17 protein-coding genes are annotated in these 20661 nt (G+C 67.0%); 5 read left to right on the forward strand and 12 right to left on the reverse strand.

Translation table 11 applies throughout. From position 1 onward, the window contains the following. Positions 1-214 precede the first annotated feature (214 nt). The 5 genes from tkt to pgl all read left to right on the forward strand — a co-directional run bounded on the left by tkt (position 215) and on the right by pgl (position 6716). Positions 215-2311, forward strand: a complete 2097-nt coding sequence (gene tkt / locus GOHSU_RS07350) for a transketolase (protein ID WP_005939136.1) — start codon at positions 215-217, stop codon at positions 2309-2311. Positions 2312-2380: 69 nt separating this feature from the next. Further along, positions 2381-3499 carry a transaldolase gene (gene tal / locus GOHSU_RS07355; RefSeq protein ID WP_005939139.1) on the forward strand — a complete coding sequence of 373 codons (1119 nt, stop codon included), beginning with the start codon at positions 2381-2383 and terminating at the stop codon, positions 3497-3499. Positions 3500-3509: 10 nt separating this feature from the next. Continuing rightward, a complete protein-coding gene (zwf, locus tag GOHSU_RS07360) occupies positions 3510-5054 on the forward strand; it encodes a glucose-6-phosphate dehydrogenase (RefSeq protein ID WP_005939142.1) in 1545 nt (514 codons plus the stop codon). Between the two features lie 10 nt (positions 5055-5064). Then, entirely contained in the window at positions 5065-5982 is a 918-nt protein-coding gene (locus tag GOHSU_RS07365; protein ID WP_005939145.1) for a glucose-6-phosphate dehydrogenase assembly protein OpcA, read from the forward strand. Beyond that, positions 5979-6716, forward strand: a complete 738-nt coding sequence (gene pgl / locus GOHSU_RS07370; RefSeq protein ID WP_005939147.1) for a 6-phosphogluconolactonase — start codon at positions 5979-5981, stop codon at positions 6714-6716. The genes GOHSU_RS07365 and pgl overlap by 4 nt, the downstream gene beginning before the upstream one ends. Before the next feature lie 22 nt (positions 6717-6738). Here the strand turns inward: pgl and GOHSU_RS07375 are convergent, their stop codons facing one another. The 12 genes from GOHSU_RS07375 to whiA all read right to left on the reverse strand — a co-directional run bounded on the left by GOHSU_RS07375 (position 6739) and on the right by whiA (position 20631). Further along, positions 6739-8412 (reverse strand): cation:proton antiporter domain-containing protein, encoded by a 1674-nt coding sequence (locus GOHSU_RS07375; RefSeq protein ID WP_005939149.1) that lies wholly within the window; start codon positions 8410-8412, stop codon positions 6739-6741. Between the two features lie 78 nt (positions 8413-8490). Further along, positions 8491-9309: a hypothetical protein gene (locus GOHSU_RS07380; protein WP_005939151.1), complete on the reverse strand. Its 819-nt coding sequence runs from the start codon at positions 9307-9309 to the stop codon at positions 8491-8493. A gap of 98 nt (positions 9310-9407) precedes the next feature. After that, positions 9408-12236: a phosphoenolpyruvate carboxylase gene (ppc, locus tag GOHSU_RS07385; RefSeq protein ID WP_005939153.1), complete on the reverse strand. Its 2829-nt coding sequence runs from the start codon at positions 12234-12236 to the stop codon at positions 9408-9410. 51 nt (positions 12237-12287) lie between these two features. Next, positions 12288-13286, reverse strand: a complete 999-nt coding sequence (locus tag GOHSU_RS07390; protein WP_005939155.1) for a glycine betaine ABC transporter substrate-binding protein — start codon at positions 13284-13286, stop codon at positions 12288-12290. Continuing rightward, positions 13283-14047: an ABC transporter permease gene (locus tag GOHSU_RS07395; RefSeq protein ID WP_005939158.1), complete on the reverse strand. Its 765-nt coding sequence runs from the start codon at positions 14045-14047 to the stop codon at positions 13283-13285. Before GOHSU_RS07395 ends, GOHSU_RS07390 begins: the two co-directional genes overlap by 4 nt. After that, positions 14044-15246 carry an ATP-binding cassette domain-containing protein gene (locus tag GOHSU_RS07400; RefSeq protein ID WP_005939162.1) on the reverse strand — a complete coding sequence of 401 codons (1203 nt, stop codon included), beginning with the start codon at positions 15244-15246 and terminating at the stop codon, positions 14044-14046. Before GOHSU_RS07400 ends, GOHSU_RS07395 begins: the two co-directional genes overlap by 4 nt. Further along, positions 15243-15887 (reverse strand): ABC transporter permease, encoded by a 645-nt coding sequence (locus GOHSU_RS07405; RefSeq protein ID WP_005939165.1) that lies wholly within the window; start codon positions 15885-15887, stop codon positions 15243-15245. The genes GOHSU_RS07400 and GOHSU_RS07405 overlap by 4 nt, the downstream gene beginning before the upstream one ends. Before the next feature lie 280 nt (positions 15888-16167). Next, on the reverse strand, positions 16168-16401 hold the full coding sequence (secG, locus tag GOHSU_RS07410) for a preprotein translocase subunit SecG (protein WP_005939168.1): 234 nt from the start codon (positions 16399-16401) through the stop codon (positions 16168-16170). Between the two features lie 88 nt (positions 16402-16489). Next, positions 16490-17299 (reverse strand): triose-phosphate isomerase, encoded by an 810-nt coding sequence (gene tpiA / locus GOHSU_RS07415; RefSeq protein ID WP_005939170.1) that lies wholly within the window; start codon positions 17297-17299, stop codon positions 16490-16492. A gap of 3 nt (positions 17300-17302) precedes the next feature. Continuing rightward, positions 17303-18520, reverse strand: coding sequence for a phosphoglycerate kinase (locus tag GOHSU_RS07420; protein ID WP_005939172.1), 1218 nt, complete (start codon positions 18518-18520; stop codon positions 17303-17305). A gap of 2 nt (positions 18521-18522) precedes the next feature. Next, positions 18523-19539 (reverse strand): type I glyceraldehyde-3-phosphate dehydrogenase, encoded by a 1017-nt coding sequence (gene gap / locus GOHSU_RS07425; RefSeq protein ID WP_005939175.1) that lies wholly within the window; start codon positions 19537-19539, stop codon positions 18523-18525. A 108-nt stretch (positions 19540-19647) separates the two neighbouring features. Next, positions 19648-20631 (reverse strand): DNA-binding protein WhiA, encoded by a 984-nt coding sequence (whiA, locus tag GOHSU_RS07430; RefSeq protein WP_005939177.1) that lies wholly within the window; start codon positions 20629-20631, stop codon positions 19648-19650. Positions 20632-20661: the final 30 nt, after the last annotated feature.

The following is a 20661-nucleotide window of genomic DNA, read 5'->3' on the forward strand; positions in this document are numbered from 1 at the left end:
ACGACCTACTCAGGCGGCACACGGCAACCCCGGTGGCCGGGTAATCGGCTTGGGCTACGTCCTCGATCGTAGCCCTCAGTCGAGGCGAACAAGAATCCGGGCCGACGTGCAGGACTGAGATGTCCTGTTCGCCAACCGGCCGCGCGGACGATTCGCCGTCCATGCCCTAGGCTTGAAGGGACCGCCCTTCCACCGCACAGGAGATTGCCCGACCGTGGCCGTAATAGAACAGATCGCAGAGTTGACCAAGCAGGTGCACCCCGCTGATTGGACGGACGTGGACACCCGGGCGGTCGACACCGCGCGGCTCCTGGCCGCCGATGCGGTTCAGCACTGCGGCAGCGGTCATCCGGGCACCGCGATGAGCCTGGCTCCGCTGGCCTACACCCTCTATCAGAGGGTCATGCGACACGACCCCACCGATCCGGACTGGGTCGGCCGCGACCGCTTCGTCCTGTCGTGCGGACACTCCAGCCTGACGCAGTACATCCAGCTGTACCTGGGTGGGTTCGGACTGGAACTGTCCGATATCGAGGCTCTGCGCACCTGGGATTCGCTGACCCCCGGCCATCCCGAGTACCGGCACACCAAGGGCGTGGAGATCACCACCGGTCCACTCGGTCAGGGTCTGGCCTCGGCGGTCGGAATGGCGATGGCCGCCCGCCGCGAACGCGGCCTGTTCGATCCGGACACACCGGCCGGTGAAAGCCCGTTCGACCATCACATCTACGTCATCGCCTCCGACGGCGACGTCCAGGAGGGCGTCACCTCCGAGGCGAGCTCCCTGGCCGGTACCCAGGAACTGGGCAACCTCATCGTCTTCTATGACAAGAACCACATCTCGATCGAGGATGACACCCAGATCGCCTTCACCGAGGACACCGCTCAGCGGTACGAGTCCTACGGCTGGGATGTGCAGACCATCGAGGGCGGCGAAGACATCGTCGCGATCGAGAAGGCCGTCGCACACGCCAAGAGCGTCACCGACAAGCCCTCGATGATCGTGATCCGCACGATCATCGCCTGGCCCTCCCCGACCAAGATGAACACCGGCGCCTCCCACGGCAGCGCCCTGGGTGAGGCCGAGGTCGCCGCCACCAAGGAGATCCTGGGCTTCGATCCGAACAAGAGTTTCGAGGTCTCCGACGAGGTGATCGGTCACACCCGCGGCCTGATCGACCGCGCCGCCAAGCAGCGGGCCCAGTGGCAGCAGAGCTTCGACGCATGGGCCGGCGCCGATCCCGCGCGTAAGGATCTGTACGACCGGCTCTTCGCCGAGGCGCTGCCCGAAGGCTGGACCGATGCCCTGCCGTCGTGGGAAGCCGGTGCCAAAGACGTGGCCACCCGGTCGGCCTCGGGCAAGGTTCTCTCGGCACTGGCGCCGGTGCTGCCCGAGCTCTGGGGCGGTTCGGCCGACCTGGCCGGATCCAACAACACCACCATGGACGGAGCGACCTCGTTCGGTCCCGCATCGATCAGCACCTCGACGTGGACCGCCGAACCCTACGGCCGAACCCTGCACTTCGGTATCCGTGAGCATGCGATGGCGGCGATCCTCAACGGCATCGTGCTGCACGGGCCGACCCGTCCCTACGCCGGCACCTTCCTGCAGTTCGCCGACTACATGCGCCCGGCCGTGCGCCTGGCGGCGCTGATGGAGATCGACCCGATCTACGTCTGGACCCACGATTCGATCGGACTGGGCGAAGACGGGCCGACCCACCAGCCCGTCGAGCATCTGGCTGCCCTGCGCGCCATCCCCGGCCTGGACGTGGTCCGGCCGGCCGACGCGAACGAGACCGCCCACGCCTGGCGGCATGTGCTGGGCCGGCGCCGTAATCCGGTCGGCCTCGCGCTGACCCGCCAGAACGTTCCGATCCTGGCGGGCACCTCCTACGAGGGTGTCGCCCGCGGCGGCTATGTGCTCTCCGGCCCGGATTCCCCCGAGGTGGTTCTGATCGGTACCGGCTCGGAGGTGGCGCTGGCGGTGGAGGCCGCAGCGGCCCTGACCGCTGACGGGATCGCCGCCCGGGTGGTGTCGATGCCGTCGATCGAATGGTTCGACGAGCAGGATCATGCCTACCGCGATTCGGTCCTGCCGGCCGGGGTACCGCGCGTCGTCGTCGAAGCGGGAATCGCCATGCCCTGGTACCGCGTTGTACACGGTGGCGACGGCATCAGCTCCTCGACCGGCGAGATCGTATCGCTGGAACGCTTCGGAGCTTCTGCCCCGTACCAGAAGCTCTATGAGGAGTTCGGGATCACCGCCGACGCCGTCGCCGCAGCGGCCCGCCGGGCGCTGGGCCGCTGAGGCCCAGCGGCGGTCAGCCCGACCTGACGGACCGACTCACGTTCAGACCGACCGAAAGAGGAACTCTCGATGACTCAGAATCCGAAACTCGCTGAACTGTCCGAGGCCGGAGTCTCGGTATGGCTCGACGACCTGTCCCGCGAGATGATCGCCTCCGGTGCGCTGCAGGATGAGATCGACGGTCACTCGGTCGTCGGCGTGACGACCAATCCGGCGATCTTCCAGGCCTCGATCGCCAAGTCGGACGTCTACGACGAACAGATCGCGACTCTGGCCGGCACCGGGGCCGACGTCGATGCGACACTGACGGCCATCACGACCGACGACGTCCGATCGGCCTGCGATGTCTTCGAGCAGGTGTTCGCCGACTCCGACGGTGTCGACGGACGGGTCTCGATCGAGGTGGATCCGCGGCTGGCACACGACACCGACGGCACGGTCGCCCAGGCGATCGAACTGCACCGGCTGGTCGACCGCCCGAATGTGCTGATCAAGATCCCGGCCACCAAGGCCGGACTGCCGGCGATCACCCGCACGCTGGCCGCCGGTGTCAGCGTCAACGTGACGCTGATCTTCTCGGTGGAGCGGTACGGGGAGGTGATCGACGCCTTCCTCGACGGACTGGACGCGGCACTGGAGAACGGGCACGACATCGCCCAACTGGTCTCGGTGGCGTCGTTCTTCGTCTCCCGCGTCGACACCGAGGTGGACAATCGGCTCGAGGCGATCGGCACCCCCGAAGCGCTGGCGCTGCGCGGCAAGGCCGGGCTGGCCAACGCTCGCCTGGCGTACGCCGCCTACCAAGAAGTCTTCGATCTGGGTGTGCGTTTCCCAGCGCTCAAGTCACACGGAGCACGGCCCCAGCGGCCGCTGTGGGCCTCGACGGGAGTCAAGAACCCCGACTACCCCGACACGCTGTACGTGAGTGAACTGGTCGCACCGGACACGGTCAACACCATCCCGGGCAAGACGCTCGAGGCCTTCGCCGATCACGGCTGGGTCAACACCGAGTCGATCATCGGGCGCGCGGAGGAGAGCCGCGAGGTGTTCGAGGCGCTCACCCGTATCGGTGTGAACCTGCCGGAGGTGTTCGAGGTTCTCGAGAGCGAAGGGGTGGCCAAGTTCGAGGTCGCCTGGAACGAGTTGCTCACCACCACCGCCGAACAACTCGAGTCCGCCCAGGGATAGTCCGGCGACGATGTCCGCGGACCGTTGGCGCAACCCGCTTCGTGACCCAGACGACCGGCGGCTGCCGCAGATCGCCGGGCCGTGCGCCCTGGTGGTGTTCGGCGTCACCGGGGATCTGTCCCGCAAAAAGCTCATGCCGGCGGTTTACGACCTGGCGAACCGGGGGCTGTTGCCGCCGAGTTTCGCCCTGGTCGGTTTCGCCCGCCGGGAATGGAGCGACGCCGAGTTCGCCGACACCGTCAAAGACGCGGTGCGCGAACACACGCGCACCGGCTTCGACGAAGCACAGTGGGAGCGACTGGCTCAGGGGATCCGGTTCGTCGAGGGAAGCTTCGACGACGACGAGGCCTTCGATCGTCTCAAGAAGACGCTGACCGAACTCGACATCGAGCACGGTACCGACGGTAACCACGCTTTCTACCTGGCGATTCCGCCGAACGCCTTCCCCACCGTGCTCGCTCAGCTCAAGCGCACCGGAATGGCCGTGTCGGGCCGGAACCAGACCTGGCAGCGAGTGGTGATCGAGAAGCCGTTCGGACACGACCTGCACAGTGCCCGTGAGCTCAATGCGCTGGTCAATAGTGTCTTTCCGGAAGAGTCGGTGTTCCGTATCGACCACTATCTGGGCAAGGAGACGGTCCAGAACATCCTGGCGCTGCGCTTTGCCAATCAGATCTTCGAACCGCTGTGGAACAGCCACTACATCGATCACGTCCAGATCACCATGGCCGAGGACATCGGCCTGGGCGGACGGGCCGGCTACTACGACGGCATCGGTGCGGCTCGCGACGTCATCCAGAACCACCTGATGCAGTTGCTGGCGCTGGTGGCGATGGAGGAACCGATCTCCTTCTCACCCCGCGAACTGCAGGTGGAGAAGATCAAGGTGCTCTCCTCCATCCGCAACATCGAGCCGCTGGCGCAGCACTCGGCGCGCGGGCAGTACGGTGCCGGCTGGCAGGGATCCGAACACGTCGACGGTCTGGTCGACGAGGGTTTTCCAGCCGATTCGACCACCGAGACCTTCGCGGCGATCGCCGTGGAGGTCGACACCCGGCGCTGGGCGGGGGTGCCGTTCTATCTGCGCACCGGCAAACGACTGGGTCGACGCGTCACCGAGATCGCGCTGGTGTTCAAGCGCGCACCCCATCTGCCCTTCGACGAGTCGATGACCGCCGAACTCGGTCAGAACGCGATGGTCATCCGCATCCAGCCCGACGAGGGTGTCAACCTGCGGTTCGGATCCAAGGTCCCCGGCACCAGCATGGAGGTCCGGGACGTCAACATGGACTTCAGCTACGGCGAGGCGTTCACCGTCAGTTCGCCGGAAGCCTACGAGCGACTGCTGCTGGACGTGATGCTGGGTGAACCCTCGTTGTTCCCGGTGAACGAGGAAGTCGAATTGAGCTGGTCGGTTCTCGACCCGGTGCTGGCTCACTGGGCCGGTGCCGACGAGGCGGGAGATACGCCGGAGCACTATGCGGCCGGGACCTGGGGTCCAGAGTGCGCCGATGAGATGCTGGCGCTGACCGGCCGGGTGTGGCGGCGACCGTGAGGAGACACCGATGATCGTCGATCTGCCCGACACCTCCACGCGCATCGTCAGCAAGAAGCTGGTGCAGATCCGCCGTGCCGGCGGTGAGGTGACGCTCGGTCGCGTCCTGACGCTGATCATCGTCACCGAACCCGGAGACGCCGCCGAAACCGCGGTTCAGGCCTCCAATGCGGCCAGCCGCGAACATCCCTGCCGAGTGATCGTGGTGATCCGCGGCCGAGCCAGCGCACCGACCCGGCTCGATGCCCAGATCCGGGTCGGCGGCGACGCCGGAGCCTCCGAGGTGGTGGTGCTCGAGTTGTCCGGCGATCTGGCCGGGCACGCCGAAGCGGTAGTGACACCGTTCCTGTTGCCGGACACCCCGGTGGTGACCTGGTGGCCCGGGCCCGCACCGGTCAGTCCGGCCCGAGATCGGCTGGGCCGACTGTCCTCGCGGCGCATCACCGATGCGCGGGCCGCTGACGATCCGGGTCTGGCCCTGGCTGCCCTAAGGTCGGCCTATCGCCCCGGTGACACCGATCTGGCCTGGAGTTCGGTGACACCGTGGCGGGCGATGCTGGTCTCGGCACTGGACCGACCGCCGCACTCCCCCGTGCTGTCGGCGACGGTGGTCGGTCCCGCCGACAATCCCGGACTGGATCTGTTCGCCGGCTGGCTGGCTCACTATCTGCAGGTTCCGGTGACCCGCACGGACGGCACCTGGCTGGTTCGCCTCGAGCGTGGCGACGGGCCGGTGGAGATGACCGTCGACGAGATCGGCGGCGTGTTGCGCTCTCCCGGACATCCCGACGGCCGCGCACCCTTCCAACGGCGGACCACCGCCGAATGCCTGGCCGAGGAATTGCGCCGACTGGACGACGATGGGGTGTATCTGAACGCCCTGCAGGGCCTGTCCGGTGTGACCCATAGGAAAGCAGAGACGGTATGAGTGAACGTGAGACCCTGATCTTCGATGCGCAGTCCGCACTCATCGCGACGGCCGCGAATCGATTCGCCGACGCAGTGTACCGCGCCCAGCAGGCCCGCGGGACCGCGATCGTCGCGCTGACCGGCGGTTCCAACGGTATCGGACTGCTCCGCGCCCTGGCGCAGACCCCGCCGCCGGACCGGCCGGCGATCGATTGGTCGCGCATCGATCTGTACTGGGGCGACGAACGCTTCGTGACCGCCGCTGATCCCGAGCGCAACGCCGGTCAGGCCTTCGAGGCGCTGTTCGATCATGTTCCGGTCGACCCCGACCGTGTCCACGTCATCGCCGCCTCCGACGGTGAATTCGGCGACGATATCGAGGCCGCCGCCGCCGCCTATGCCGAGCAACTGGGGCCCGGTATCGCCTTCGACGTGCACCTTCTCGGCATGGGGGGCGAGGGGCACATCAACTCCCTGTTCCCCCATACCGCGGCCACCGCCGAAAAGACCCTGCCGGTTGTGGCCGTGACCGACTCCCCCAAGCCCCCGCCGCGGCGGATCACTCTCACGTTTCCGGTGATCAACCGGTCGCGGGAAGTGTGGTTCCTGGTGTCCGGGGACGAGAAGGCCGAAGCGGTCGCCGCCGCTCACCGCGGTGCCGATCCACTGGATTGGCCGTGTGCGGGTGCACAGGGCACCGAGCGGACGGTCTGGTTCCTCGACACCGGCGCAGCGTCTCAGCTGCCGACCTGACCCGTGCGGGCGCGCCCCGCCCCTAGCTTTCGGAGGTTCTGCTGTCGTCCTGGACGCGCATCTCGCGGGTCCCGACGCCGCGCCAGTCGAACGGTTTGGCTCCGGTCCGCGGAGGGATCTTCCCGGTGGCGACGGCGTCGACCGCACGATCGGCCAAGGCCTCACCGGCGCCCTGGTAGAGGTGGATGACCACGTCAACGCCCAGATCCTTGAGTTCGTGGACGTCTTCGCGATAGAGCGCCACCGAGGCGATCACCGCTCCACCGTCGCCGACCCGCTGCAACTCGCGGACCGCCTCGATATTGGCGTACTGGGCCGGCATCGCCAACACGATCAATTTGACGCTGCCGGTGTCGACCACGCGCGTCCAGAAATCGTAGTCGGTGGCATCGCCTTCGATGATGTCGACGCCCTTGCTCGCCAGTTCGTGTGTTCTGTTCGGGTCGTGCTCGACGCCCAGTGTGCGGTAGCCGTACTCGTCGACCAGCTGCCGGTATACCGCATAGCCGACGCGGCCCATTCCCAGCACCAGTGCCTGCGCGTACCCGGTCTCGATCGGCCGGTCATCGGGATGAATCTTGTGCGGCGGTCTGACCGGTAGGCGCCGAGCGAACCGGGACACCGCGGACACACTGGTCGGGTTGGCCACACCGGCAAGGACGAAGCCTCCGGATACGGCGATCACCAGCGTCAGCAGCCAGCTCTCCGACAGCCATCCGTCTTCGGTGCCCATCTCCGCGATGATCAGCGCGAACTCGGAGTAGTTCGCCAACGCCAACGCCGACAGCAGCGAGGTCCTGTTGCGCAGCCCGAACAGCCACAACAGGCCCCAGTAGACCACGCCCTGCAGCGGCAGGAGTAACAACAGCGACAGCCCGACCGCGACGTTCTCCCACTCGGGGATGCCGTGGAATCCGATACCCACGAAGAAGCCGACCAGAAGCAGATCCTTGATGCGGAACAGCGCATTGGCGAGCTGGGCTGCGCCGGGCCGGCGGGCCAGCACCACCCCGATGATCATGGCCCCGAGGCTGCCGGAGAGTCCGACCGCGGAGAACAGCAGGTACCCCGGGATCATCGCCATGCCGATGCCGAAGAGGACCTCCATCTCCCCGTGTCCGATCCGGTACCAGTGCTTGGTCAACAGAGAGACCAGCGGAATCACCGCGACCAGGCTCAGCGCCCAGATACTGGGTGCCTCGCCGCGGGAGATCGACATCAGAACCACCGCACCCAGGTCTTGCATCACCAGGATGCCGATGACAATCCGGCCGTACAGTGCCTGTTCGTCGCCGCGTTCCTGCAGCACCTTGATCGCCACGATGGTGCTCGAGAACGACAACACGAAGGCGATCGCGACCAGTACCTGCAGCGACTTGGGGCCGATCAGGCCGATGACGGCCAACAAGGTCAAGAACCCGACCCCGATCACCGTCATGACGAGCATGTGCAGCCCGGCGTTGAGCCACACCTCCTTCTTGATCAGCGAACGGATATCCAATTGCAGCCCGATCGCGAACAGCAGCAGCATCACGCCGACCTCGGCGACCTCGGTCAAACCGCCGATCCGGTCGACACCGGCGGCGTTCAGGATGAACCCGGCCGCCAGGAATCCGATGAGCGGAGGAAGCCGAAGCAGCTTCGCCACGAGACCGCAGGCGAAGACGGCCGCCAGATAGGTGGCCAGCAAAGTCATGTGGTCATCGTAGTGCTCACTGCTGTGGGCCGGTCCGGAGATCCGGACCGGCCCACCGAGCCGAATGCGGTGGTGGCCTTAGACATCCAGGTCGATGTCGGTGTCATCCACCTGTCCGGCCTCCTGCCACTGGTCGGTGGTGGTGTCGAACTCGTAGGCGGTGTCGGGGACATTGTCGCCGTCGGTGTCGATCAGAGCCGAGTCGATGGTGCCGTCTCCGTCGGCGTCGACGTAGAACGAATCGATCTCACCGTCGAAGTTCGAGTCCACCAGGGCGGTGTCGACGATGCCGTCGCCGCCGTCCGAGATGTTGACCTGGTCCGGGATCCCGTCGCCGTCGTTGTCGTAGGCGATCGCGTCGACGATGCCGTCGCCGTCGATGTCGATCTCGATCGGCGCTGCCTGTCCCGAGTACGAACCGATCGGGTCGGTCAGGTTACCGTCGCTGGAGGTGATGGTCTGGCCGTCGGTACCGGGCTGCGGGGTGGTCTGGGTACCGGTCGTGCGGCCGATCGGTCCCTCATCGACCCAGACACCGTCTTGATCGGTATCGGTGAGTACCCGATCGGCGATCCCGTCGCCGTCGACGTCGATGACCGCGGTGTCGAAGATCCCGTCGCCGTCGGTATCGATGGCGATCGAGTCGAGGATGCCGTCGCCGTCGAAGTCGACCAGGGCGGTGTCGGCGATCCCGTCGCCGGTGGTGTCGAAGTCGATCTGATCGATCACACCGTCCCCGTCGAAGTCGTAGGCGACGCCGTCGGCCACCCCGTCACCGTCCAGATCGGCGGGAATCGGCTGGCCAGGGGCATATCCTGCGGGAGTTTGATAGCCGACGTTGGGCACCTCGATCGGCTCCTGGGCGCTGCTGCCGGTGGTCTCGCTGTTGCCGTTCATGGTGTCCTCCTGCGGGTGCTGGTTTTTGGTGACCGGGGTGGGTTATCAGGTAAGAGGTGCCCGGTGCGCCAAAAGTTCCCGCACCGATGCGGTGGCGGCTATCCGCTGTTGCGCAGAGCGGTGGCCAGGCCGTTCATCGTCAGTTGGATGGCGCGCCGGATCTGCGGGGTGTCCTCGCCGCCGCGGAATCGGCGCAGCAACTCCACCTGCAGCAGATTCAGCGGTTCCAGGTACGGGAACCGGTTGTAGACGCTGCGTTTGAGCGCATCGTTGTCGGCCAGCAGGTCGTGCGTTCCGGTGATGGCCGCATACATCCGCAGCGTGCGTTCGTGCTCGGTGGCGAGCATCGTGAACACCCGCTCCCGTAGGTCGGCATCGGGGACGAGTTCGGCGTAGCGGGCGGCCAGCCCCAGGTCCGATTTGGCCAGGACCTGCGCCATATTCGACATCACCGACCGGAAGAAGGGCCACTGCCGGTAGTAGTCGGCCAGTTGCGCCAACCGTTCCGGACCATCGCCCACCCACTGTTCGAAGGCGGAACCGGTGCCATACCAGCCGGGCAGCATCACCCGGCACTGGGTCCAGGACAGGACCCACGGGATCGCGCGCAGATCCGAGATCGCGGTGGTCTGTTTCCTAGAGGTCGGCCGACTGCCGATGTTCAGGGCCCCGATCTCCGACAGCGGGGTCGAATCGGTGAAGTACTCGACGAACCCGGGTGTGCGGTGCACCAGATCGCCGTAGGCGGTGCGGGCCAGCCCGGCCAACTCGTCGAGCACCTGATAGGCCCGGGCGGGATCGCTCAGTCCCTCGGTGTCGAGGAGCGTCGACTCCAGGGTCGCGGCGACCAGCGTTTCCAGATTGCGGCGGGCGCTGATCGGTTCGGCGTATTTCGCGGCGATCACCTCCCCCTGTTCGGTGAGCCGCAGGCCCCCCTGCACCGCGCCGGGCGGCTGCGCCAGGATCGCGTCGTAGCTGGGCCCGCCGCCGCGTCCGACGGTGCCGCCGCGTCCGTGGAACAGGCGCAACGACAGACCTGCCTGCCGGGCCACCTGCACCAACTCCAGTTCGGCACGGTAGAGCGCCCAGTTCGCCGCCAGGTAGCCGCCGTCCTTGTTGGAGTCGGAGTAGCCGAGCATCACTTCTTGAACGTTCTGTTGACCGGCGAGCAGGGCGCGATAGAAGTCCAGGTCCAGGGCCGCGGTGATGATCGAGGCACCGGCCTGCAGGTCCTCGATGGTCTCCAACAGCGGCACCACCCGGACCACGCAGCGCGGGGCGCCGGACGCATCCAGGCCGTAGAGACCCGCCTCCTTGAGCAGCACCATCGCCTCCAGCAGATCCGAGACCGACTGGCACATGCTGATGATGTACGTCGGCACCGCCTCGGGGCCGAAGCGGCGCACCGCATCGGCGGCGGCGGCCACCACCCCCAGTTCTTTGGCCGCCAACTCGCTCAACTCGGCGTCCGGGGCGGTGAGGGGGCGCCGGGTGGTCAGCTCGGCGGTCAGCAGTTCGACGCGGCGGGCTTCGTCGAGCCCCGCATAGTCCGGGCAGACCCCGGCCCAGGCCAGCAGTTCGCCCACCACCTGCTCGTGCATCTCCGAGTTCTGGCGCAGGTCCAGTCCTGACAGGTGGAAGCCGAAGGTGCGGACCGCTTCGCGCAGCGCGCCCAGCCGGTTGTCGGCGAGCGTATCGTCGACGACGGCGCGCAGCGCGGTGTCGATCACGTCCAGATCGGCCAGGAATTCCTCGGGGCCGGCGTACGGCTCTGCGGTGGCGGCCCACTCCCGTTCGGCCGCCAGCAGGAAGTCGGTGCCCAGCAGATCCTGCGCTGTGGCGGCGAGTCGGCCGCGGACGGTCCGCAACGCTGAACGGAACGGTTCGTCATCGTCGTCGGCGGACCGGCCGCTCAGTGCCCGCAGGTCGTCGGTGATCGGCGAGACCAGTCGCGCCGACATTGCCAGCTCGTGCCGCAGGGTGGTCACCTCGTTCAGGTGATGGCGCAGCGCGGTGGCGGCGGCAGCGCTGGTGGCCTGGTTCACCACCTGTCCGGTGACCGCTGGATTGCCGTCGCGGTCACCGCCGATCCACGATCCCATCCGGATCAGCGACAGCTTCTCCAGTCCCGCCTCGGGGTAGGCGCTGGTCAGCGCCCGCCGCACATCCCGGTTCAGGTTCGGGAGGACCTGGAAGAAGGAGGCCCCGTAGTAGCGCAGACCGGTGGTGATCTCGTCGCCGATGGTCAATCGCCGCAGCCGGATCAGCGCGGTCTGCCAGAGCACCAGGACCTGCTCGGTGATCTGCCGTTCGATGCGTTCGATCTCCTCGGGGATCAGTTCGGTCCGCGCACGTACCCGCATCAGTTCGGTGATGGTGTTCTGCGCTTCGAAGACGGTGCGCCGGCGGGTCTCGGTCGGATGGGCGGTGATCACCGGTACCACCGCACCGTGGGCCAGTGCCTGCCCGACGGTGGCGTCGTCGAGTCCGGCGTCCCGCAGAGCCGAGAGTGCACCGGCGAGGCTGGAGGGCTGGGGCCGGTCGCCGGCGCGCTGGTGGATGCGGCGTCGTCGTTCCCGATGCAGGTCTTCGGCCAGGTTGGCCAGCAGCGCGAAGCTGGAGAAGGCGCGGATCACCGGGAGCAGCTCGCCGACCGTCGGATCGGTGTAGCGGGCGGCCAGGTCGTCGCGGCTGATCTCGTTGTAGCGGATGGCGAAGGCGTCGCGTCGGGAGTTCTCGACCAGGTCGAAGGTCTGTTCACCCGAGTGAGCGGCGATCACCTCGCCGAGCAGTCCGCCGAGGAAGCGGATGTCCTCGCGCAGCGGTTCGGTCGCCGCCTGCCCGGTGTCGTCGATCACGATCCGGTCGATCATGGGGGTGGCGACGGCACGGGCGACGATTTCGGCGGAGGACTCCGGTGGGGGCATGGTGCCTAGTATGCGCCCCGTGGCACGATCCGGCACGACGATCGCGGGCTGTCACACCGCCGGTACGACCAGTCCCTCGGCGATGAGCCAGTCGTAGGCGACATCGGCCGGATCGACGCCGTTGATATCGACCTCGGCGTTGAGGGCCTGCAGTGCCGGCTCGGTCAGCTTCTCGGAGATCTTGCCCAGCAGAACCGCCAGCTCCGGGTGGTTCTCGTAGGTCTGCCGAGCAACGATCGCCGCACCGTTGTACGGCAGGAAGAACTTCCGGTCGTCTTCCATCACCGTCAGATTCAGGTTCTGGATGCGGCCGTCGGTGGTGTAGACCATGCCGAAGTTGCACGGCCTGCTCGCTGCCGTCGAGGAGTACACGACGCCCGAATCCATCGCGGTGACGTTGCCCTGGGGGGTGCCGTTGGGTGCCCCCAGCGGGATCCCGTAGGTGGCGAGCATCGGCTGCAATCCATCCGAACGGCTGAAGAACTCGTCGTTGATGCAGAACGTCCGTTCGTTGACCGGCAGCGCGGCGACCTCCGACATCGTGCGCACTCCCAGCCGCTCGGCGGTGGTGTGTGCCGCAGCGAAGGCGTAGGTGTTGTTGAACTGGGCCGGTGGCAGCCAGATCAGGTCGTTCTGATCCCGGTCCAGATCGTGGACCCGCTGCCAGAGCTCGTGCGGCTCGGCGACGGTCTCGGTCTGTGCGTGATAGGCCTGCCAGGCGGTTCCGGTGTAATCCCACATGATGTCGGCCTGGCCGTTGATCAACACCTGGCGGGCGGCGGCCGAACCCGGTGCGCCGGTCATATCCATCACTTCGGCCCCGGCCGCGGACAGATAGGTGGCCGTGATCTTGCCCAGGATCACCTGCTCGGTGAAGTCCTTCGAGGTGATCGTCAGATCCACTCCGTCCAGGGGCCGCTCGCCGTCGGGCAGCTTCGCCGACCGGTAGGTGCCCGAGGAACTGACCAGCCCGCAGCCGACCAGGCTCACCACCAGTAGGACCGCCAGCACCAGCAGGCCGCCGCGGCGCGGTGATCTGCGCGCGCTCATAGCAGTCCCTTCGGAGTCGCGGCGAGTTCGACCAGGCGGCCCAGCCAGTCGATGACCATCGCCAGCAGGGCCACCAGCACTGCGCCGGCGATGAGGAGTTTAGGCAGGAACAGGGTGATGCCGGTGGTGATCAGGGTGCCCAGGCTCGTGGCGCCGATGAAGGTGCTCAGCGTGGCGGTGCCGACCAGCACCACCAGTGCGGTGCGGACGCCGTTGAGGATCACCGGTACCGCCAGGGGCAGCTCCACCTGGATCAGGGTGCGCACCGCCGAGTAGCCGATGCCGCGAGAGGCTTCGATGACCTGCGGATCCACCTGCCGCAGCCCGACGATGGTGTTCTGCAGGATCGGCAGCACCGCGTAGACCACCAGGCCGATCACCGCGGTCTTGAAGCCGGTCCCGAAGGCGAAGGTGAACAGCACCAGCAGGCCCACCGCGGGGGCGGCCTGACCGACGTTGGCGATACCGACCGTGATCGGGCTGAGCCTGCTCAACCCCGGACGGGTCAGTGCGATCCCCAGCGGGACGGCGATGAGCACGACGATCGCGGCCGCGGTCACCGTCAGTTTGATGTGGTCGAGGATCGTCTCCCCGAGCACCGTCCAGCTCAACTGGGTGGCTTCGGTATCGGTGAAGGCGGTGGCGGTGTACCACCAGAAGAAGATCGCCGCGACCACCAGGATGACCAGGGGCTCGAACCAGACGTCGATCGGTATCCGGGCCAGCCGGCGGCGCAGACCACCCGAGGACGGCGCGGTCATGGCGCATTCTCCTCTGCCTCGGCGAATTCCGCGTAGTCGATCTCGCCGGCGTCGGGTTGCTGATCGTGGATCAGCTCCACGATGGTCTTGATACCGATGTAGCCCAGGAGCCTGCCGTTGGCAGTGGTCACCAGCGCGCCGCCCTGGTTGGCCGAGAGCATCGCATCCAGGGCGTCGTGCAGGGTCGAGGAGGGCGCCACCGTGGGCAGCCGCTTGTCGACGAACGCGACCACGGTCTCGGCGGTGCGGATCTCGGCGATCGACGGCCAGGCCAACGGCCGCTGGAGGCCGTCGACCACCACGACCCAATTGCTGCCGGCCGTCCGGGCGCGCGCGGCCACGGTCGCCGAGTCCTCGCCGACGCGGGCGGTCACCACCGGAGCCATTTCGACGTCGCGGACGCGGGTGAGGGTCAGCTGAGCCAGGGTGGCTCCCGAGCCGATGAATTCGGCCACGAACTCGGTCGCCGGATCGGCCAGGATCTCCTGAGGTGTCCCGTACTGCTCGATATGGCCGCCCTCGGAGAGGATCAGGACCTTGTCTCCGAGTTTGGTGGCCTCCTCGAAGTCATGGGTGACGATGACGATCGTCTTGCCCAGTTCGCGGTGGATGTCGATCAGGCTGTCCTGCAGACGCACCCGGGTGATCGGGTCGACGGCGCCGAACGGCTCGTCCATCAGCAGCACCGGTGGATCGGCGGCGAGCGCGCGAGCCACACCGACACGCTGCTGCTGGCCGCCGGACATGTCTTTGGGCAGCCTCTTGGCGAATTCGGCCGGATCCAGACCGACCAGATCCAGGAGATATTCGGTGCGTTCGGCGATACGTTTCTTATCCCAGCCCAGCACACGGGGGATGGCGCCGATATTGCGTTCGACGGTCCAATGCGGGAACAGTCCCCCGGACTGGATCACGTATCCGATCGACTGGCGCAGGCGATCGGGGTTCTCGTTGGTGATGTCGCGGTCGCCGATGAAGATCTTGCCGGCGGTCGGTTCGATGAGCCGGTTGATCATCTTCAGCGTCGTCGTCTTACCGCATCCGGACGGTCCGACGAAGGCGACGATGTCGCCGGCGGCGATCTCCAGATCGAGTTTGGCGACAGCCGGTGCCGGTGCGCCGCGGTAGCGCTTCTCGACACCTTCCAGCCGGATCGAGTCACCGGTGATCTTGCGGCCGGAGTCTTCGGTCGTGGTCATTTCAGTCCCTTCGGGATCGTCAACCGCCCCAGCAGCACCAGCAGCGCGTCGAAGACCAGGGCGATGGCGACGATGAGAATCGTTCCGGTCAACGCCATCTCCAGCGCATTGGCGCCGCCGAGCCGAGACAGCCCGTTGAAGATCAGCGAGCCCAGCCCCGGTCCCAGCACGTAGGCCACGATGGCCGCGATACCGACGATCATCTGGGTGGAGACGCGGATGCCGGTCAGGATCACCGGCCAGGCCATGGGCAGCTCCACCGTGAACAGGATGCGACGGCGGGAGAGCCCGATGCCGCGCGCCGCCTCGATCAGGCTCGGCGGAACAGAGCGCAGACCGACCACGGCGTTTCCGATCACCGGCATCGCGGCGAAGAAAGCGAGCATCACAAACGACGGTGCGACGCCCAGCCCGAGGGGCACCACCAGCAGCGCGAGCAGTGCCAGCGACGGAATGGTCAACGCCACCCGGCTGGAGGTGACGGTCAGCGAAGCGGCGATGGGCAGTCGGTAGACCAACATCGCGATCACGATGGCCGCCACCGTCCCGACGAGGACGGTCTGGAATGCCAGCGATGCGTGCTGATAGGTCAGGAAGGTCAGAGTTTCACCTCTGCCCTGAACATAATTCCAGAGGCTCACGGCCTCACCCCTATTCCTTTCGGTTACCCGGTTTCGCGCGGGAGTCGCGGACGACGTCGCACACCAGGGATACCTATGAACCTATCCACATCGGATAGGGCCCATCGGAGTTTGGTGATCAGCCCGCGTGTCGCCGCTGCCTGCGGCCCGGTCACCAGTGGGATGAAATACGGGGTGATGACAAGAACCGAGGTAAAGAAGGAACCCGGTACGGCGGGGCCGTACCGGGTTCACAGGCACTGCGCCGAGGCCCCGAGACGGGGCGGACAGGCCGATGAGGTCAGGAGTATTTGATGTCCAGGCCGACACCGATGATGAAGATCAGCCAGATGATGCCGATGAAGATGGTGATCCGGTCGAGGTTCTTCTCCACGACCGACGATCCCGACAGACTCGACTGCACGCCACCGCCGAACAGCGAGGACAGACCGCCACCCTTTCCGCGATGCAGCAGCACCAGGACGATCAGCAGCAGGCTGGTGATGATCAGTGCGATGTTCAGCGCAAGAGTCACGAGGGAGGCGTCCGTTCGGTTCAAAAGACAACTGTGGCAGGCCGCCGGTGAAAGCGACCTGCCACAGTCTACGCGATGATCACGCCGGTCAGAGCAAGGGCCCGCCCGCGGCGATCGCCGACAGCTGCGCGAACTCGTCGGCCTTCAGCGAGGCACCGCCGACCAACGCGCCGTCGACATCGCGCTCGTTCACGATCTCGGCGATGTTCTTGGCGTTGACGCTGCCGCCGTAGAGGATCCGGATCCCGTCGGCCGTGGCCTCATCGGCGATCTCGGCGACGGCCTCGCGGATGGCCGCGCAGACCTCCTGGGCGTCGTTGGCACTGGCGACCCGGCCGGTACCGATGGCCCAGACCGGCTCGTAGGCGATGACCGACTTGCCGATCTCCTCGGCCGACAGTCCGGCCAGCGATTCGGTGACCTGCTTGACGTTGAACTCGACGTGTTCCGCTGCTTCGCGGACCTCCAGTCCCTCCCCGACGCAGACGATCGGGGTCAGCCCGTGCCGCAGGGCGGCCTTGGTCTTGGCCAACACCACCTCGTTGGTCTCACCGTGCAGGGTGCGACGCTCCGAATGCCCGACCACCGCGTAGGTGCAGCCGAGCTTCTCCAGAAACGCACCGCTGATCTCACCGGTGTAGGCACCCGAGTCGTGCTCGGAGATGTCCTGGGCACCGTAGGTGATCAGCAGTTTGTCACCGTCGACCAGGCTCTGCACGCTGCGGATGTCGGTGAACGGCACCAGCACCGTGACATCGACCTTGTCGAAGTACTTCTCCGGCAGAGCGAAGGCGATCTTCTGAACCAGCGCGATGGCCTCGAAGTGGTTCAGATGGCACTTCCAGTTGCCGGCGATCAGCGGTTTGCGGCCGGGGCCGCGTGACTTCAGTTCCGACATGACTCAACCTTCCGTTTCCAGAACCGCCAGACCCGGCAGCTCCTTGCCTTCCAGATACTCCAGGGAGGCGCCGCCACCGGTGGAGATGTGCGAGAAGGCATCGTCGGGCAGCCCGAAGGAGCGTACGGCCGCAGCCGAATCGCCCCCGCCGACGACGCTGAATGCGCCGTCTTGGGTCGCCGCCGCGATCGCCTCGGCCACCCCGCGGGTGCCGGTGGAGAACCGCTCGAATTCGAAGACGCCCATCGGGCCGTTCCAGAACACCGTCTTGGCCGACCGCAGCACCGTGGAGAACCGTTCGACGGTCCCCGGTCCGATGTCCAGGCCCATCCCCTCGGTGAAGCCGTCGCGGGTCAAGGCGATCGACGTGGCCGCATCGGCGGCGAAGGCCTCGGCCACGACGATGTCGTGCGGCAGGTGGATCACATCGCCGAACCGTTCGAGCAGGTCCTTGCAGGTGTCGATCATGTCTTCCTGCAGGAGCGAATCACCCACCGGGCTGCCCTGCGCCTTGATGAAGGTGAAGGCCATACCGCCGCCGATCACCAGGGTGTCGACCTTGGGGGCCAGCGCCTCGATCACGGCCAGTTTGTCCGAGACCTTCGAGCCGCCCAGCACCACCGCGTACGGGTGTTCCACATCGGTGGTGATGCGGCGCAGGACCTCGACCTCGGTGGCCACCAGGTCCCCGGCGTAGGCCGGCAACAGCTTGGCGACGTCGTAGACCGAGGCCTGCTTGCGGTGCACTACCCCGAAGCCGTCGGAGACGAAGGCGCCGTCGTCCCCGACCAGCTCCACCAGCGCCGCGGCCAGCTTGGCCCGCTGCGCATCGTCCTTGGAGGTCTCCCGCGGATCGAAGCGCACGTTCTCCAACAGCAGGACGTCACCGTCGGTCAGCCCCTCGGCGCGGGCGAGCGCATCGGAGCCGACCACGTCGCCGGCCAGCTGGACGTTGCGGCCCAGCTCGGCCGACAGCCGCTCGGCGACCGGTGCCAGGGAGAAGGCCGGATCCGGCTCCCCCTGCGGTCGGCCCAGGTGGGCGGTGATGGCCACCTTCGCACCGGCGTCGACCAGTTGGCGCAGCGTCGGAACACTGGCCAGGATCCGGCCCGGATCGGTGATCACCCCGTCGTCGAGTGGGACGTTGAAATCGGACCGGACCAGTACGCCGCGGCCCGAAACCCCTTCGGCAAGAAGGTCTTTCAGTGTACGAACGGCCATTCTTACAGCGACTTGCTCACGAGGGTGATCAGGTCGGCGAGGCGGTTGGAGTAGCCCCACTCGTTGTCGTACCAGGAGACCACCTTCACCTGGTTGCCGAGCACCTTGGTCAGACCGGCATCGATCAGCGACGAATGCGGATCGGTGACGATGTCGCTGGAGACGATCGGTGCGTCGTAGTACTTGAGGATGCCCTTCATCGGACCGTCGGCAGCGGCCTTGAGCGCTGCGTTGATCTCCTCGGCGGTGGCGGTCTTCTCCAGTTCGACGGTCAGGTCGGTGACCGAACCGGTCGGGATCGGCACGCGCAGTGCGTAGCCGTCGAGCTTGCCCTTGAGCTCGGGCAGCACCTCGCCGATGGCCTTGGCCGCACCGGTGGAGGTCGGCACGATGTTCACCGCGGCCGCACGCGCACGACGCAGGTCCTTGTGCGGCGCATCCTGCAGGTTCTGGTCCTGGGTGTAGGCGTGCACGGTGGTCATCAGGCCCTGCTTGATGCCGAAGCTGTCGTTGAGGACCTTGGCCATCGGGCCCAGGCAGTTGGTGGTGCAGGAGGCGTTGGAGATGATGTTCTGGCTGCCGTCGTACTGGTCGTCGTTGACGCCCATCACCACGGTCAGGTCCGGGTCGGTCGCCGGGGCCGAGATGATGACCTTCTTGGCGCCCGCCTCCAGGTGGCCGGCGGCCGCGTCACGGGCGGTGAAGATGCCGGTGGACTCGACGACGACGTCGACGCCCAGATCCTTCCACGGCAGGGCGGCCGGGCCTTCGCGCAGCGCCAGAGCCTTGATGCGCTTGTCACCGACGACGATGGTGTCCCCGTCGACACTGACGTCCTCGGGCAGGCGCCCCAGGATCGAGTCGAACTTCAGCAGGTGAGCCAGGGTGTTGATGTCGGTGAGGTCGTTGACGGCGACGATTTCGATGTCGGCGGTTCCGGCCTGGTTCTGCGCCAGCACGGCGCGGAAGAAGTTGCGGCCGATACGGCCGAATCCGTTGATACCTACCCGAACGGTCACTGGATACTCCTTAAGCAGGGGGTGGTGAGCCGGTCGTGTGTTCCGGCCCGCTGTGTCCAGCCTAATAGCCTCGGGTCCGCGGGGTTGCAGAAGGTCCTGATCTGCCGATCAGGTCTCGTCGAGGAGCTCCGGGGTGACCGCGGACTCGGTATCGGGCAGCCCGTCGGCGCGGGCCTTTTTATCGGCCATCGACAGCAGCCGGCGAATACGGCCGGCGACGGCGTCCTTGGTCATCGGCGGATCGGCGAGCTGCCCGAGTTCCTCGAGCGAGGCCTGCCGATGCTCCACCCGCAACCGGCCGGCCGCCAGCAGATGATCGGGCACCTCCTCGCCCAGGATCTCCAGGGCACGCTCGACCCGGGCGGCGGCGGCGACGGCCGCACGGGCAGAGCGCCGCAGGTTCGCGTCGTCGAAGTTGGCCAGCCGGTTGGCCGTGGCACGCACCTCGCGGCGCATCCGGCGCTCCTCCCAGACCAGCCGGGTCTCGTTGGCGCCCATCCGGGTCAGCAGGGCGCCGATCGCCTCACCGTCGCGGATCACCACCCGATCGCTGCCGCGGACCTCCCGTGCTTTGGCCACGATGTTGAGCCGGCGCGCCGCGCCGACCAGGGCCAGTGCCGCTTCGGGACCGGGACAGCTCACATCCAGTGACGAGGACCGGCCCGGCTCGGTCAGGGAGCCGTGGGCCAGGAAGGCGCCCCGCCAGGCGGCCTCGGCGTCACCGACGGTGCCGCCGACGACCTGCGTGGGCAGACCGCGCACCGGACGGCCTCGGGTGTCCAGCAGCCCGGTCTGCCGTGCCAGCGCTTCGCCGTCCTTGGTGATGCGCACAATGTATCGGGCGTTCTTGCGCAGTCCTCCCGAACGCACCAGGTGCACCTCGGAGGGGTAGCCGAACAGATCGTGGATCTCCGCCCGGAGCCTGCGGGCGACGTTGCCGTGATCGACCTCGGCCTCGACCACCACCCGGCCGGCCACGATATGCAGGCCGCCGGCGAACCGCAGCAGCGCGGCGACCTCGGCCTTGCGGCAGCTCAGCTGCGGAACCGAGAGCCTGCTCAGCTCGTCCTTCACCGCACCTGTCATCGCCATCGTGACCGTTCCTCTCTTACTGCCCCACCC

Source organism: Gordonia hirsuta DSM 44140 = NBRC 16056 (assembly GCF_000333015.1).
GTDB classification, from domain to species: domain Bacteria; phylum Actinomycetota; class Actinomycetes; order Mycobacteriales; family Mycobacteriaceae; genus Gordonia; species Gordonia hirsuta.